Raw genomic sequence first — 15,822 nt, 5'->3', positions numbered from 1 at the left:
TATTTTTGAAGAAATATTGGATTGAGCGTGGTGGTTATGCGAAAGCTAGTGCCAAACAACAAATAGCGCGAGTAGATTTTAATAAAGTAGAACGTATCGCTATCATTCGCTATGCCGCTTTAGGCGATTTAATTCTGGTAAGGGCTTTTATTGTTGAAGCGAAGCGCCTTTTTCCAAACGCGAAGATTGTGTTGTCGGTGTTATCTCACTACAAAATTGGCATGCCCGATGATCTTGTTGATGAGATCCATGTTGTAGAAACGGCAAGAGAAAAGAAACTGAGCCTATTAAAAACGCGGAAAGATATTCAAGGTTTAGGTCAATTCGATTTTGTTTTTGATCTTTCGTGTACCGCCCGCTCTCGAGCATTTCTAATGTTTGCGCAATGTCGGTTCAAAGTAGGCTTTCCTTATAGTGTTATTGAGCAACGGGTGTTTCATGACTTTTGTGTTCTCCGCAGTGACCTTAGTACAGAGTTAAATTGTTGTATTGACCAGCTCAGAGTCTTTGGTCATAAACCCTTAGTTACTCCTAATTTTGCTTTGGAGGTTAACGAAGTGCCTAGGTTGGGCGCCAAGCAGGCCAAGATAGGTTGGTTTGTGGGTGCGTCTACCGTAAAAAAACAGTTTGACCGTGCAACCTGTCTCTCGTCAATTAAACTGGTTAATCAGCGTTACCCAGATGCCGAGATCATTTTTTATGAGGGTGTCGGTAAAGAAGAGAAAGCGGACTTTTTGAGCTCAGAAGGTATTAAAAACCTGCGAGTAGTGGAAGCTGGCTCATTAGAGTCGCTGCGTAAAGAGCTAGTGAACCTTGATGTGCTTGTTTCACCAGATACCGGAGTTAGAAACTTAGCCATTACTACGCACACACCCACTTTGGGTATTTTTATGTGTACGCCTGTCCATCGCTATTGGCCACAGATAAACGGCTTACATCAAGTCGTTTATCAGCTTGATGGAGAACACCCTTCGGCTGAGTTGATAGTAGATGGTTTGATAGACCATCTACAAGAGCTAGCTAAGTAAGTTTCAGTTGTTCTTATTTATGGCTTTTCGGTAGGTATAGTTTCCTCTTATTTTGCGCCATAAGCCAAACTTAGTGGTGCTGGGGAACATTACAATTCGGCGAATTTGCTGTAAATCTTGGTGCAGGCCTATTGGACCGGAATCCGTGGCTACTGTATAAGCATAGCCAGCTTGTTTAGCTAATTGCTTTGTCTGCTGGCTATGATTGCCATAGGGGTAAGCAAAGGTAGTGAGCTCACGTCCTAGCAAGCTCTCTAAGTCTTTTTTGTTTTGCTCTATTTGGTGCTGTTGCTCAGGCTCGCTCAGTTCCGCGAGTTTGGGGTGATTCAGGGTGTGCCCACCAATCTCTACAAATCCACTTCGGTCTATGTCGCGCATAGTTTCTGGGCTCATCAACTCAAAGCGTTGATCTGGTTTTGTGGGGTGGCTTGCGTCCCATTGGTTATGGTCGGTGCCACTAACCGCATAAATTACTGCTTTAAATTGGTATTTTTTGAGTAAGGGTAATAGCAGGTCATAATTGTCTTGGTAGCCATCATCAAAGGTGAGAATGATATAGCGTTTTCCGTGATCGAAGCGATGTTCCAATCCTATTTTAGCTAACTCTTTGAAAGTAATTGGAGTCAATCCCATAGCTTTAATGGTTTGAAAATGCTCTTCTAAGCGCTCTTCAGCAACGTAAGTGCCATACACCCCGTGTTGGCTGTCATCATTTATTACCCGGTGATACATGATGATAGGTATTTCACGCTTTTTGGTGTAAACATAGGCACTTTGGTAAACGTTTAATAGCTTCTTACATACTTCATCTAAATCGTATTCAGCTTTAATATTTGTGACTAATTCGTCGCTAACGCTGGCACTAACTATCGCTCGCTTAAGCTGGTTTGCGACTGATTCATAATCTATATCAAGTTCCGTTTTACCTTCTAAAGCAATATCGCCAAAGTTACTCTCAAGTGCTGTAGGTAGGTTATCCAAGTTGATTAATCCAACAGATTTTGCCTCGCCCACCGCAAACACCGGCTTTTGGCACAACAAGGCTTCCATAGCTACCCGCCCTGCACCAATAACTAGATCTGCTTGGCTAATTGTCGAGCGTATGTTGTCGCTGTATCCGCAAAATTCTACCTTATCTTCAAACTCTGCAAAGCGTGGCTCCACTTTACTACCGCTAATCACTTGTACTTGGTTGGCGTCTAAATCAATGCATTGTTTAAGCAATTGATAAACAAGCTCGCCTTTGGGACCGGTTAATCGCCCGATGATTTGAATAATGGGTTTATCGTTATTGGCAGCTGAGAGCGGAGAAAATTGTTGGCTATCAACGCCATTGCGAACCACACTTACTTGTTCGCTAGGCACACCTAAGTCACGAATAATTTGCTGAGCGATGTTTTCACATACTGCGACAGCATGATAACCCAGGGCGTGAAACTTTTTACGTGAACGGTGCACTGGTTGGCGACCATGCACACTGGTAACCATTGGCGTATTTGTTAGCTTACAGGCGATATAAGAAGACCACCCAGAAGCACGGCTATGTGCATGTACCAGTTGAATTTTATATCGAAGAATTAGATAGATAAGATACAATACGTGCCATACTCTGCGAGGAAGACTACGTTTGTTAAAGCGCAAGCTAAAGTGCTGGCCTTTATGCGGACAACTTAAGGTATCTGATACGTAAAATACTTGATGACCCCGTTGAGTGAGTCGATCGCCAACTTGGGTAGCGTAGACTTCGGCTCCGGTCACTTCGAGTTGTGATAGAGCCATCAAAATATTCATAAATATGATAGACCTTGCTGCAATTTGGTAACATATTCTACAGAAGTGACTTGGCTACGCCTAGTGATAGTGTCAAGGTCGATAAAGGCTTAATAATTGGTGATAAATGTGAAGGGTGGCCGTTTATTTTTGTGAGTAATTCATTAATAAGAGTCTATTCACTGAATCAGGTGATTAAGCCAATTTTGTTGCTGGTGTTGTTTAGTTTAGCGCTATTGTCGTTAAAGGCAGAAGCGCGCACCGCTCGGGTGTTAATGCTTAACTCTTATCCTGCAGGTTTACAGTGGGATGCCAGCTTTGACAGAGGTTTGCGTCAACAATTGGGTAATCGTTCAGTGTGGTTATTTAATCACCGAATAGAGCCAAGCCCTTCGCAAGACCCTAGTTATCGTTTAGCCCAATTCGATTTGCTTAATGAAATCATTCTTTACTACCAATTTGATTTAGTGGTGACTGTGGGCGAGCAAGCCCTACACACTGCTTTAGCTCTGCAAGATGAAGCGATACTTCAAGCGCCAATTGTGGCTGCTGGAGCCGACCTTTCGGCTTATATGGGACCTAGGGAGCGGCGTATAACGGGGATTCACGAACAGCTGCCAATGCGTGAAAATCTGTTGCTGATCCGTCAACTAATCCCAGATTTAGAAGCAATTTACTTACTAGTAGACGATAGCGAAGCTAGCAGTGAAATCACCAAAGAGTTTGTACAGCTGGCTGAGCAATTTGCTATTCCTTATACCCTTTGGCAAGACCAAGACTATGAAGAAGTAAAAGCAAAAACCTCGCTGTTAAGTGCCAAGCAAGCAGTATTGTTGGGGGCTCTACAGCAATCGCAAATTGGTAATACCCAGCTTACAGAGCAAGCTGTTCAGTCTTTATCTATGGTGTCTAGAGCACCTATTTATAGCCTATGGCAGCATGCGATAGGTAATGGTGCGGTGGGTGGTTTTGTTAGTTTGCCGCAACCATTGGGTCAGGCTCTTGGTGACACCGTGTTACAAGTGCTGCAAGGCACTGATGTACGCGACATTGCCATTAGTGCCCGTGGACCTCAAACCTATTTGTTTGATAATAAGCAACTAGTCCGCTGGAAAGTATCGCGCGGTAACTTGGCCGAGAATAGTCATTTTCTTAATCAGCAAGCTTATAAAACCTTGCCACAGCGTTATCAAGGCGCTTTGTTAGTAGGCATTACTTTGCTACTTGCTAGTTTGGCTATTTACGGAGTTTGGCGAGCGTTAACCCGCACTCAACGAGAGTTGGCGGAGCATGAGCAAAATCTTCAGTCAGTATTTACTTTTACCGAGCAAGCCAGCGCTCTGTTAGACGAAAATGGTCACGTACAGTTGTTAAACCAAGCTTTGATGGAGTTACTCGGCGAGCGAGCAAATTACATCGTGGGTAATTCCTTGCTTGATAGCCATGTGTGGCAACATCAAGTGCCTTTAAAACAGCAGCTGCGAGATGCCATTGCTAAAAGTTTAGCCGGTGAAAAAGTCAGATTTCAAGCGGAGCTAAACCTTGAGAGCCGCAATGTACTTTATGATTTTGCGCTAACTCCACAAAGCGCCACCAACGGTATTGTTGAACAAGTATTGCTCGAGTTGCGAGATTTAGAGTTAATTCAGTTAGAGCATCGTCAGCTTAAACAAAGTGAGCAACACTATCGTTTGTTGTTTGAGCAAAGCCCGGCGTTGTTAATGTTGGTGAACCGCTTGGGGGTAATTGTTTGCTGTAATCAAGTGGCTGCTAAACATCTTGGCATGTCTAAAAAACAATTGGAGTTATCTCAGCTTCGTAGTTTGTATGCCGAGCAGTCTCAGCAAGTATCCTTGTTAGAATATCTTGAAGGGATTGGCAGTAATAAAGTTACCCGACAGATCGCCTATAACAATGGTGATAATAAGCAGCTTTGGTTTAAAGAATCTTTTGTGCGAATGGCAGAAGAAGATTTATTCATGTTGGTGTGTGAAGACATTACTGCTACCCGTAGCTTGGCAGAAGAGCTTGATTTTCATGCCAATTTTGACCTGCTCACCGGCATCTATAATCGAGGATTCTTCGAGCGACGTTTAGAGTTGTTACTTAATTCTTCATTATCTGGTGAGCAGCAACACGCCTTGCTCTTTATCGATTTAGCCCAGTTTAAAGTGATTAACGATACCTTTGGTCATGGTTCGGGTGATCAGGCCTTGAAGCAAGTCGCCGGAGTATTGGAACAGATGATCCCAGAGTCTGCCGTGGTGGCTCGTTTGGGCAGTGATGAGTTTGCCATTTTACTTGAAGATAGCTCGCAACAAGGCAGCTTAGATTTCGCTAACTTGGTGATTGACCGACTAAACGATACTCACTACGTTCGTGATGAGCGGATGTTCAGCTTTGGTTGCAGTATCGGCGTAACCCTATTCCAGCAGCAGCAGGGTTCTTCTCAAGAGGTATTGGCCCAAGCTGATAACGCATGTTTCACTGCAAAATCTTTAGGCCGTAGCCGTGTTTATCTGTATCAAATGGACGACCAGATGTTGCTTGAGCGCCAAGGACAGATGGAATGGGTAACCCGTATTCAAAAAGCGCTACGTGAAGAAAGATTCTTATTGTACGCGCAAGCTATTGTGCCGGTTAAACCGAGTGAGAGTGATTACCTCCACTACGAAGTTCTATTAAGAATGATCGACGAGGAAGGCCGAGTGGTGCCTCCTGGGGCGTTTTTACCCGCGGCAGAAAACTACAACCTCGCAGATCAAATCGACCGAGTTGTCATTCAAAAAACACTGCAGTGGCTATCGGAAAACCCAGGGCATTTAACCCGTCTTAATATGTGCTCAATGAACCTCTCTGGGCAGTCTTTAGGCAGCGCAGAGTTTGTTGCTTGGCTGCTGCAAACGCTGGAAGATAGTGCGCTACCAATGAACAAGCTCTGCTTCGAGACAACTGAAACAGTGGCCATTGCTAATTTGGACGTTGCCACCGAGTTCTTTAACAAGGTGCGTAAATTAGGCTGTAAAATTGCGCTTGATGATTTTGGCTCTGGTTTATCATCTTTCGGCTACTTGAAAAACTTGCCCATCGATTACCTCAAAATCGATGGTATTTTCATTCGTGATTTAGAAAACGACCATATGGATGCAGCCATTGTAAAAAGCATTAATCAGATGTCTCATGTGATGGGTAAGAAGACCATTGCAGAGTTTGTTGAGAATGAGGCTATCAACAAGGTGCTGGCCGACATCGGAGTCGATTTTGCGCAGGGTTATCATTTTGGCAAGCCCGTTCCTATTGAGATGTTGGTCCTGAACTAAGCATCATCTGTTAAACTTGTTTTATTTCTTTATGGAGCCCTGCCTTGGACAGCCAGCAGCCACGTTTGTATTGTGAGCAATCCGCCGACACTGACTACGCCAATAGCTTAATAGAGCGCTTTGCTATGCAGCGATGTGAACAGCTGCCAGAAACCGGTTTTTGCTTGGTGCTAGATGGTGAGAGCTTAGCCTTGCGCTACTGCGATGAGGCTAAATTGGGCGACGTTAAAGTCGACTTTCTAGCGGGCCGAGTTGCCCATCGCCGTCAATATGGTGGTGCGGAAGCGGTGAGTAAAGCGGTTGGTGTAAAAAAAGGTCAACGCCCCAGTGTTATAGATGGCACAGCGGGTTTAGGCAGAGATGCTTTTGTATTAGCCAACCTTGGTTGTGAGGTCACCATGTTAGAGCGCTCCCCTTGGGTGGCAGCCTTACTTGATGACGGATTACGACGGGCTAAAGCAGACGCCGACATTGGCTCTTGGGTTACAGAGCGAATGCGCTTGATATACGCAAGCAGTATTGATGATCTAGCTCATCAACAATTACAGGCCGACGTGGTTTATTTAGACCCCATGTATCCTCACCGGAAAAAATCTGCACAAGTTAAAAAAGAGATGCGAGTTTTTCAGCTACTGGTAGGTGCCGACTTAGATGCAGACTTGTTGTTGGAGCAAGCTTTGAAAGTTGCACAAAAACGGGTAGTGGTAAAAAGGCCCAGTTATGCAGAACCTCTAGCAGGTAAAGTTGCCCATAACCATTTAAGTACTAAAACCCACCGCTTCGATATTTATTCACTGATTTAGTCGCTTGCTCAACGACCGTGGCTTTGTCGAGCTGATAAGTGATAAAGCCACTTAAATAATCGTTTTATCCCTTGATATTGCTCAATTTTTTTCACGCAATTCGCTGCTTTTTTTAACTTGGAATTTTCGAGTGAAAATAGCAATTATTTATTGAAAACAGTTGCTTAGGCTTGGCGTGTAATCAAATGCAACGATTCTTTGATCTAGATCACGGATGCCTCTAATTTAAGTGAGCTCGATCTAGTTTCTTGTGATTGACCGGGAAAATGCTTGCATCAAGAAAACGCTATCATTACTCTATTTCCATCGTTCCAAGGATTGGCGCGATATCGAAAGAAATAAGATCTGACCTTTGTTGACCGACAGAAAAATTGGAGAAGCCATTGCTTCTCCTTTTTTTTCGCCTGCAATTTGTAGGGAGGTTGTTACTAGGGTCTGTTGATCTTTGCTGATGGTTTTTGCAGCAATTTATTAGCCATTTAGGCAAGGCAGTGAGTGAGCAGTTAAGTGGGCTTAATAATCACTCGCTAACGCTGAGTAAATGGCTAAGAAATGCTGCCCGAAGGGTTCGGGTAAGCGAACTTTATTCTTTGTTAAGCACTTCTTGCTTAGCCCACTAGGCTTCTAAGTGCTCGCCGCGATTAAAGCCCGCTAATCTCGAACAAAATTTCAACACCAAAGATCAACAGACCCTAAAGTGCTTTTGCCATTTTTACATAGTCAACGCCGTGTTTATCAAACACTTCACTCGTCACTAAAAAGCCTAAACGTTGATAAAAACCAATAGCGCTGCAACGTGCGTCAAACCAAAAACTAGTTAATGGTTTACCCGCTTGTTGTTCAACCATGTAATTGAGCATTTTGCTTCCGTATCCTTTCCCTTGGTGCTCTGGCAAACAGGCAAATTTACGCAGCCGAATCTCGTTTCCACTAGTAAATAACGAAGCCACCATGATGAGTTGGCCATTAAGGTAAGCACCATAGTGCTCACCAGTGTCATCTTCAGGTACTCGACAAAACGCCAAATCATGGCTAGGCCATAGAACTTGTTGGCGAATTGCTAGGGTTTGTTCGGCGCTAATTGTGTGAATGTCTATCATGGTTTGAGCTGGCTTAAAGCCTCAACATCGCAAGGTTGCTGATAGTCTACCCCAGCTACTGCAAAGCCATTTAGTCGTAAAAACGCAGTTTTGTAACCGTCAAAGTCGGTGGTTTGTTTGAAGTTATCCGCTGTGACCGTGGGGTAACGTAAGTCTATTTGTTGTTGCACCTGTGGGCTTAGCTCTAGGTCGTCAATACGAAGCTGATTTAGTGTGTCTAATCGAACTTGACCATCTTGTGGATAGAGGTGTTGGCTAAATAATCGATAAGCTTGCTCAATGCATTCTTCGTGGCTGCCCTGCTCTTTCATTACTTTGTACAGTAAAGAGATGTAGGGCGACATTACTGGGATGTAGACACTGGCTTTAGTTACCAAGGCTTTACATACACAAGCGTAGGCATGGCCGCTTACCTGCGTTTGCAGCTGTTTATCCAGCTCTTGTGCAGTGACATGTAGGTGCTGTTTAGCTCGGCCTATGGTGCCATCGCGATAAATCGCGGCGGTGCGTTCTGGCCCTACATAGGAATAAGCAATGGTATTGCAGCCTTGGGCTAATACATCGGCTTTTTGCAGTGCATCTATCCAGTTTCGCCATTCATCGCCGCCCATGACTTTAGTGGTGGCTTCCACTTCTGCAGCATTGGCCAATTCTACAGTCTGAGGTTCTAGCTGTTCGGTTTCTAGGTTAATGCTTAAGCCATGTAGTGGCGCGTCGGTGGTTTTTAGTACCGAGTGCCATTGTCCTGATTCGGTTTTGCGCTTACCCGTAGCCAAGCTGTAAATCACCAAATCAACTTTGCCGCCAAACTCTTGCTTAATGTACTCAATGACTTGGCTACGCATGGCTGGATCAAAGGCATCACCGATAAAGTTTTTTGCTAGTAAACCCTGTTTCTCGGCGAGTTCTTTGCAGAAAATATTATTGTACCAGCCAGCACTGCCCAAGCCTTTTTCATTAGGGCCGCGCTCGAAGGATACGCCAATGGTATCGGCTCCTCCTGCTAAGGCTAAGCTTAAGCGAGAGGCTAAACCAAAGCCAGAAGAGGCTCCCAAAATCAGCACCTTTTTTGCGCCGCTTATGGTCGCTTGTTGTTGAATATAATCCGCTTGTTGTTGCAAATAGGCTTTACAGCCTGGCGGATGACAATTGCGAGCGATATTGCCCGTTAATTGTGGGGAAATAAGCATGGTCAACTCCATGAGAAAAGTTATGCAACAAGTTTAGTGGATGTCTTAGACCAGTAAGTTACACCATATCAAGCTATTGCTCGACTCCTATTGCTGCAAAAGTCAGCTCGAAAGATAAACAGCCCCTAGGGTTGTTGATTAAGCGCAACTAGCTTGGATTTACGTTTGCGTTGGGCTTTTTGTTGGTACATGGTCATATCTGCTCGGTAAAACAACTGTTCTGCGTCTTGGCAATCATCGGTGCTGGCGCTGCCAAAGCTAATACCACTTTGTGCGGTGCCATTAAGTTGGATGATTTTGTCGGCAATGGCCAGTTTTTCGTCAATCTCACTGCAAGATAAGGTGTCAGAAAAGGCCGCAAACTCATCACCGCCAATGCGGTAAAGTTTAACTTGGTCGCTGAGCACCATGTTGAGCGCTTCAGCCACCAGCTTAATTAGCTTATCGCCTTCTTGGTGGCCGGCATGGTCATTAATGCTTTTCAGATAATCAATGTCGACCAAGGCGAGACTGGTGTGATGCTCTTCATCAAATTCAATATTGCTTACATATTCGTTAAAGGCATAGCGGTTTTTTAAGCCAGTTAGGGCATCTAAACGAGCAGCATCGCGTTCTTCACTCAACTGCTTAGCGACTAATAAGGACTCTAAGGTGAGTCGCTTAAATTTGTAGTGCAACGCCAGTGACATGAACAAGGTGCTAAAAATACAGCTAAGTAGAATGGATAAGTCGGCCGCCAACAAGGTGGTGGTGTTTTTAGGCACAACGGCCATTGCTAACAGTAACGCGGGTATTAGTAATAGTAGGGTTGATAGTATGAAAAGCTGCGCCTGTTTCGAGCCTTGACGCCAGCATTGTAAAGCACTAGAAAGCGCTAAAACTACCCACAGTAAGATCACGCAGTAGACCAAAATTACCGCCCAATTTACCCAAATAACCGCAACCGGAATACTGAGTAAGCACAGTGCAATTAGGTAGCGACTTGCCAGCCACAGCTTCGGTGCATATTGCTGCAAACTAAGAAAACGGCAGTAAAACAATACACTAAAGATTGGAATCAACAACACGGGTAATAGGTGTAATTGGGTAATGCGTAGATGTAATAAGTGCGCAGCAACATGGAAAACCAAGGCCAATGCTAGGGTAATGGAAAATAAGTAGCCGCTGAAGTAGGCAAATACGCGATCTTGCTGCACTAGCCCTACTGCACCGTTATATATTGCTAGGATCAGCAAGCCGCCTAGGCATAAGGTGATTACGCTGGCTCGCCAATGATAGAGTTGGCTCATGTCTGACTTGTGACCAAAGCTGAGCTGTGGTTGTTCGGTATAATATTGACTAGAAATGCGGGTAATCAGCCAGTATCCGCCTAAGCTTGGCGTGTCAATGTGGCGGGCATAACTAAACAAATATTCGTAGGGGTGTAAGTAGCCACTACTCAGGTGACGCATTTGATTACCTTCTGAATACAGATAGTAATCAATGTTCTCAATAACTGGGCCTTCTACATTGGCTATCCATTGATTTGGTTGAGAGATATTTATCTTTTTTACTAGCCAATAGCTGCCGCCACTAAGTTTTACCCGATCAACTTGGCTCAGTTTATTTAGCCAGCTAGGTATATCACTGTAGCGATGCGGTAATACTTGTTGGTCTTCTGCTAAGTAGATTTGCTGTGAACTGGCATTCAAATCGGCAGCAATTGCAGGCTTATAACAGGCCAAATATAAAGTTAGAGCTAAGCTAATAAAAAATCTAAAAGCAGACATAAGCGTTTGTATCGTTCATCCTTGTTTCAACAAAGCTGCAAATAGCATAGAGCAAACTACCCGTAATGATAAGCTTTGTTGGCAATAGTTGGATGCTAACATATTTATTGATTTTTTAGTCACTTAAATGAAAAAAGCCCCATGGCGTTTAACCACAGGGCTTGTTTTGTAGCGTTTTTGAGGGTTTAGCTACCCACTCCACACTCCATGCAGGCATCAATCATTTCTGGACCAAGGTGCAACTTAGCGTTTAGGTCGCGTAATGCTGTGCGCACGCCCTCTTCAATCACTGGGTGATAAAACGGCATATCCAGCATTTGTGAAACCGTCATTTTAGCTTGATGCGCCCAAGCCAATAAGTGAGCTAAGTGTTCGGCATTTGGACCGATAATTTCTGCTCCCAAAAAGCGGCCTGTGCCTTGTTCACCATATAAGTGAGCAATGCCTTTGTTTACTAACATCACTCGACTGCGGCCTTGATTTTCAAAGCTTACTTCGCCAACTTCAAAGCAACCACAAGAGCCTAAGCGTTTTTCAATATCGCGGTAGCTTTCACCCACCATAGCAATTTGCGGATCGCTAAATACTGCTGCGATTGGCGTGCGACGTAAACCAGCGCGCACTTCTTTACAACGTCCGGCGTTATCTCCAGCAATTTTGCCTTGGTCGGCGGCCTCGTGCAGCAGAGGGATCTGGTTACTAGCGTCACCGGCAATAAAAATGTGGCTTATCGATGTTTGCAAAGTGTAGTGGTCGGCAACCGGCACACCGCGTTCATCAAGCTGAATATCTAGCTTATCTAATCCCAGTTTATCGGTATTAGGTCTACGCCCAGTGGCAGCAACGAGGTAATCAACTTCAGTTTCAACTGTTGCACCTTGTTTATCGATATAGCGAAGCTTGACCCCATTTTCACTGCGCTCAATTAACTCAACCTTAGCGTCTGAATCTAAATAAAACTCTTCGGCGTAAGTGGTATTGGCATAATCAGTTAAGGCTGGGTCGGTAAGTGGGCCTACTGCGCCACCCACACCAAACATTAGTACTTTTACACCTAAACGATGTAAGGCTTGACCAAGCTCTAGGCCAATTACGCCTGGGCCAAATACCGCAATCGATTCTGGTAAGGTATCCCATTCAAAAATATCGTCATTTACCAATAAGCGGTCACCTAGCTCGGCCCAAGGTGCTGGAAAAGCTGGGCGTGAGCCGCTAGCAATAACAATGCGCTTAGCTTCAACTTGAGTGCTTGAACCATCGCTATGTTTAACGCTAAGTTGGTTCTCAGTAACAAATTCTGCGTAGCCATCTAGCTTGTGCTTAGCATCGATGCCTTCTACAGACTCCAATACAAAACCCACAAAGCGGTCGCGTTCAGATTTTACCCGCTGCATCACAGCGTGGCCGTCAATCTGCGGCTTACCCAAGTTAACCCCAAATTGGGCCGACTTTTCATATTGATGGGCATTTTCAGCAGCTGCAATTAGCAATTTACTTGGCATACAACCTACCCGTGCACACGTAGTGCCATAGGGGCCTGCTTCAATCATTAATACCGAATCGGTATGCTCTTTTGCGGCGCGGTATGCGGCTAAACCTGCGGTTCCGCCACCAATAATGGCTACATCTACAGATTGCTTAACTTCTGAATTTGACATGATAACTACCTTTGAAACCTGCGAATTGAGTTGTTCAGGCGAGTAGACCGTCTCGCCTGAATTTTTATTACTTAAGCTAAGTAAGCTTCTAGCTCTTCACTACCGCCAATGTGTTTACCGTCTACAAATACTTGTGGAACAGTGCTGCGGCCGCTAATCGCTTTAAGACTTACGCTGGTGGCGTCGGTGCCAAGTATTACTTCTTCAAAAGCCATGCCTTTGTCATGTAGCAATTGCTTAGCTTTGGCACAGAAAGGACAACCTGGCTTGCTAAATACACTAATTGCAGAAGGCTTTTTAGCGTCGGCATTAATGTAGTTAAGCATGGTGTCGGCATCTGATACTTCAAACGGGTCGCCTGCAACATCTGGCTCAATAAACATTTTTTCGATTACGCCGTTTTTCACCAACATAGAGTAGCGCCAGCTGCGTTTGCCAAAACCTAAGTCGTTTTTGCCCACTAGCATGCCCATGCCTTCGCTGAATTCGCCGTTTCCATCTGGAATTACAGTAATGTTTTCGGCTTCTTGGTCGGCTAACCATGCGTTCATTACAAACGTATCGTTAACACTTAAACATACAATTTCATCAACGCCATTTTCTTTTAGAACACCAGCTAGCTCGTTGTAGCGTGGTAAGTGTGTTGATGAACAAGTTGGTGTAAATGCACCAGGTAGGGCAAAAACAACAACGGTTTTATCTTTGAATAACTGCTCTGTTGTAATGTCTACCCAAGCGTCGTTTTGACGAGTATGAAAAGTAACACTTGGTACATTTTGGCCTTCGCGATTCTCTAACATATCTTTCTCCGTAAACTCTAATAAGGTGTGTTCGTTTGATGGGTCTAGTATCAATTTTTCGCGTTGATTTGTAAAAGCAATTGAATCTATCTTTACGATAGGTAATTGCTATTAAAATTAAATTCAAAGGATTAGCACAGCAATAATAGGTGTTAAAGCGTGAATATAGGGAGTTAGATTAGAGGATAGTCGTGAATTGCTTGTTTATGATCAATTTATATCTGTGAAATAGCCAAGATAAAATAAACGCATGTAAGTTGTTGTAATAAATAGATTAGCTATCTAGTTCTCCACTTTGAATTCGCTCGCTACGGGCGCGCAGATACTCAATGGTAAATAGCAGCATGGCAGAAATCACAATCAATAAAGTGGCTACTGCCAAAATGGTGGGGTTAATTTGCTCACGTAAACCAGAGAACATTTGTCGCGGAATGGTTCGCTGCTCAGGCCCAGCTAAAAACAGTACTACCACCACTTCATCAAATGAAGTGATGAAAGCAAACAGGGCGCCAGATATTACACCAGGGCGGATGAGCGGCATAATAACTTTAAAAAAGGTGGTGAGAGGGCGTGCGCCAAGGCCTAGTGATGCGTTAACTAAGGAATAATCAAAGCCAGACAATGCTGCGTTTACGGTGATTAAAACAAAAGGTGTGCCCAAGGCAGCATGCGCTAAAATCACGCCTAGGTAAGATCCTGCCAAGTTTAGCTGGCTATAGAAAAAGTACATTCCTGCTGCTGTGATAATGAGTGGCACGATCATCGGCGACAATAAGATTGCCATCCAAAGTTTTTGCCAGGGCATAGCTGGGTTGCTTAAACCAATTGCCGCTAAGGTGCCTAATACGGTAGCAATTAAGGTGGCGCATATGCCAATAAAAAAGCTGTTTTTAATTGCTAATAACCACTTATCGTCGTGCCAGATTTCGGCATACCATTTCAAAGAGTAGGCCTCGGGCTCTAGCGCTAACATACCCTCGGTAAAACTAAAAAAGGGCTCTACGTTGAACGAGAGTGGAATTATTACCATGATTGGCAGCATCAAAAATGCCAGCACCAATAACGAGCAAAAGCGCAGGCCGTAGTGAGCTAAGATATGCCAGAAGGTGAAATATTTAGGATAACTTTTCATGCTTAGCCCAACTTAATATTGTTTACGCCAACAAAGCGATCGTAAACCCAGTACAGAGCAATGATTAAGGCTAGCAATAACGAGCCGAGTGCTGCTGCGAGTTCCCAGTTATTGGAAGACTGCATGTGGAAGGCAATAATATTAGAAATCATCTGCCCTTCGGTACCGCCGACTATGGCTGGGGTAATGTAGTAGCCAATCGAAATAATAAATACCAATAGAGCGCCGGCACTTACCCCTGGGATGGTCATTGGTAGGTAAATTTTGATAAAAGCCGGCACTGGCCTCGCTCCTAAAGACAGCGCCGCGCGAAAATAACTCGGGTCGATATTTTTCATCACGCTATACAAAGGCAAAATCATAAATGGCAGCAAAATATGGGTCATAGCAATGATGGTGGCAAATTGGGTGTAGAGCATTTCAAAGGGTTCATCAATCAAGCCTAAGGCTTGCAGGGTTGAGTTGACCACGCCGTTGGTTTGTAAAATGGCTATCCAAGAGGTGGTGCGAACCAGCAGTGAGGTCCAAAAAGGCAATAAAACCAACACCATTAAACGATTGGCAATTTTACTGGGCGCATTGGCCAAGTAGTAGGCCAAAGGATAGGCTAACAAAGCGGTTAAAAAAGTAATAATTAGCGCTATTTTTAAGCTTTTCCAATATAGCTTTAAATAGATTTGAGTATCGCGCTGCTCGATCTCTCCAGCGGGATTACGCTTTAAATCAAAGGTTGTAAGGTAGTAGCTGTCGGTAAAGGCTTGCCCAGAGCGTTTTACCGCACGCCATAAATTGATGTCTTGCCATTTTTTGGAGTAACCAAGCAACAAGGTGTCGCCACTTTGCTGTAATTCTTCGAGAGATTTTTTCTTAAGTTTTCTGGCACTGGATTTTATTAAACTAGAGCTACCAGGTTTAAGCCGATTCACTTCTTCGGCTAGCTTGCCCGATAAGCGCTCTTTAGAGAGCCCTTGCAGCTCAATGGCAAATTGCTTGAGGGCTTGGCTATTAGGAAGCTGATCGCCAGCTTCGTCCCAAGTGCTTAGTTCCTCCAAACTTAAAGGAATTAACTGGCTAACCGTTGGGTGGTAAACACTGCGGTATAGCATGGTGGCAATGGGGGAGATAAAGGTGATGAAGACAAATATCAACAGCGGCATGGTAAATGCCAGCAGCATACGCTTTTTGCGTTTAAGCAAGCGTTTGCTCTCGAGAATTTCTTCAACGCTAAGGCTGTTGTTATCCATCTTCACCT

At 44.2% G+C, this 15,822-nt stretch carries 11 protein-coding genes; 3 read left to right on the top strand and 8 right to left on the bottom strand.

What is annotated here, in order from left to right:
- Window positions 1–5: 5 nt before the first annotated feature.
- Window positions 6–1,028, top strand: coding sequence for a glycosyltransferase family 9 protein (locus OV592_RS20925; protein ID WP_406609892.1), 1,023 nt, complete (start codon window positions 6–8; stop codon window positions 1,026–1,028).
- Window positions 1,029–1,031: 3 nt separating this feature from the next.
- Here OV592_RS20925 and OV592_RS20920 read toward each other — a convergent pair whose 3' ends face one another.
- Window positions 1,032–2,819: a polysaccharide deacetylase family protein gene (locus OV592_RS20920; RefSeq protein ID WP_406609891.1), complete on the bottom strand. Its 1,788-nt coding sequence runs from the start codon at window positions 2,817–2,819 to the stop codon at window positions 1,032–1,034.
- Between the two features lie 131 nt (window positions 2,820–2,950).
- Between OV592_RS20920 and OV592_RS20915 the strand changes: the two genes are divergently transcribed.
- The gene (locus OV592_RS20915; protein ID WP_406609890.1) at window positions 2,951–6,118 is read left to right on the top strand and encodes an ABC transporter substrate binding protein; all 3,168 of its coding nucleotides are present in this window, start codon (window positions 2,951–2,953) and stop codon (window positions 6,116–6,118) included.
- A gap of 125 nt (window positions 6,119–6,243) precedes the next feature.
- Window positions 6,244–6,921: a class I SAM-dependent methyltransferase gene (locus tag OV592_RS20910; RefSeq protein ID WP_152785481.1), complete on the top strand. Its 678-nt coding sequence runs from the start codon at window positions 6,244–6,246 to the stop codon at window positions 6,919–6,921.
- A gap of 692 nt (window positions 6,922–7,613) precedes the next feature.
- Here the strand turns inward: OV592_RS20910 and OV592_RS20905 are convergent.
- From OV592_RS20905 to OV592_RS20875, 7 genes are all read right to left on the bottom strand, one after another.
- Complete coding sequence (locus tag OV592_RS20905) at window positions 7,614–8,021, bottom strand: GNAT family N-acetyltransferase (protein ID WP_338622628.1); 408 nt, start codon at window positions 8,019–8,021, stop codon at window positions 7,614–7,616.
- Window positions 8,018–9,211 carry an enoyl-ACP reductase FabV gene (gene fabV, locus OV592_RS20900; protein ID WP_406609888.1) on the bottom strand — a complete coding sequence of 398 codons (1,194 nt, stop codon included), beginning with the start codon at window positions 9,209–9,211 and terminating at the stop codon, window positions 8,018–8,020. Before fabV ends, OV592_RS20905 begins: the two co-directional genes overlap by 4 nt.
- A gap of 125 nt (window positions 9,212–9,336) precedes the next feature.
- Window positions 9,337–10,980, bottom strand: coding sequence for a diguanylate cyclase domain-containing protein (locus OV592_RS20895; protein ID WP_406609887.1), 1,644 nt, complete (start codon window positions 10,978–10,980; stop codon window positions 9,337–9,339).
- Window positions 10,981–11,165: 185 nt separating this feature from the next.
- Window positions 11,166–12,638 (bottom strand): dihydrolipoyl dehydrogenase, encoded by a 1,473-nt coding sequence (locus tag OV592_RS20890; RefSeq protein ID WP_406609886.1) that lies wholly within the window; start codon window positions 12,636–12,638, stop codon window positions 11,166–11,168.
- 71 nt (window positions 12,639–12,709) lie between these two features.
- Window positions 12,710–13,438: a glutathione peroxidase gene (locus OV592_RS20885; RefSeq protein ID WP_152785351.1), complete on the bottom strand. Its 729-nt coding sequence runs from the start codon at window positions 13,436–13,438 to the stop codon at window positions 12,710–12,712.
- Between the two features lie 274 nt (window positions 13,439–13,712).
- The gene (locus OV592_RS20880) at window positions 13,713–14,570 is read right to left on the bottom strand and encodes an ABC transporter permease (RefSeq protein WP_152785353.1); all 858 of its coding nucleotides are present in this window, start codon (window positions 14,568–14,570) and stop codon (window positions 13,713–13,715) included.
- Between the two features lie 2 nt (window positions 14,571–14,572).
- Window positions 14,573–15,814: an ABC transporter permease gene (locus OV592_RS20875; protein WP_406609885.1), complete on the bottom strand. Its 1,242-nt coding sequence runs from the start codon at window positions 15,812–15,814 to the stop codon at window positions 14,573–14,575.
- Window positions 15,815–15,822: the final 8 nt, after the last annotated feature.

It is taken from the genome of Agarivorans sp. JK6 (assembly GCF_045277145.1).
GTDB lineage: Bacteria > Pseudomonadota > Gammaproteobacteria > Enterobacterales > Celerinatantimonadaceae > Agarivorans > Agarivorans albus.
Note: the sequence above shows the minus strand (reverse complement) of the source record. Positions and strands in the feature narration are given on the sequence as shown.

What these genes read in the sequence shown, in the direction of transcription:
- OV592_RS20920 (WP_406609891.1), bottom strand. Translation starts at nt 2,819, where the DNA reads ATGAATATTTTGATGGCTCTATCACAACTCGAAGTGACCGGAGCCGAA.
- OV592_RS20910 (WP_152785481.1), top strand. Translation starts at nt 6,244, where the DNA reads ATGCAGCGATGTGAACAGCTGCCAGAAACCGGTTTTTGCTTGGTGCTA.
- OV592_RS20905 (WP_338622628.1), bottom strand. Translation starts at nt 8,021, where the DNA reads ATGATAGACATTCACACAATTAGCGCCGAACAAACCCTAGCAATTCGC.
- fabV (WP_406609888.1), bottom strand. Translation starts at nt 9,211, where the DNA reads ATGCTTATTTCCCCACAATTAACGGGCAATATCGCTCGCAATTGTCAT.
- OV592_RS20895 (WP_406609887.1), bottom strand. Translation starts at nt 10,980, where the DNA reads ATGTCTGCTTTTAGATTTTTTATTAGCTTAGCTCTAACTTTATATTTG.
- OV592_RS20890 (WP_406609886.1), bottom strand. Translation starts at nt 12,638, where the DNA reads ATGTCAAATTCAGAAGTTAAGCAATCTGTAGATGTAGCCATTATTGGT.
- OV592_RS20885 (WP_152785351.1), bottom strand. Translation starts at nt 13,438, where the DNA reads ATGTTAGAGAATCGCGAAGGCCAAAATGTACCAAGTGTTACTTTTCAT.
- OV592_RS20880 (WP_152785353.1), bottom strand. Translation starts at nt 14,570, where the DNA reads ATGAAAAGTTATCCTAAATATTTCACCTTCTGGCATATCTTAGCTCAC.
- OV592_RS20875 (WP_406609885.1), bottom strand. Translation starts at nt 15,814, where the DNA reads ATGGATAACAACAGCCTTAGCGTTGAAGAAATTCTCGAGAGCAAACGC.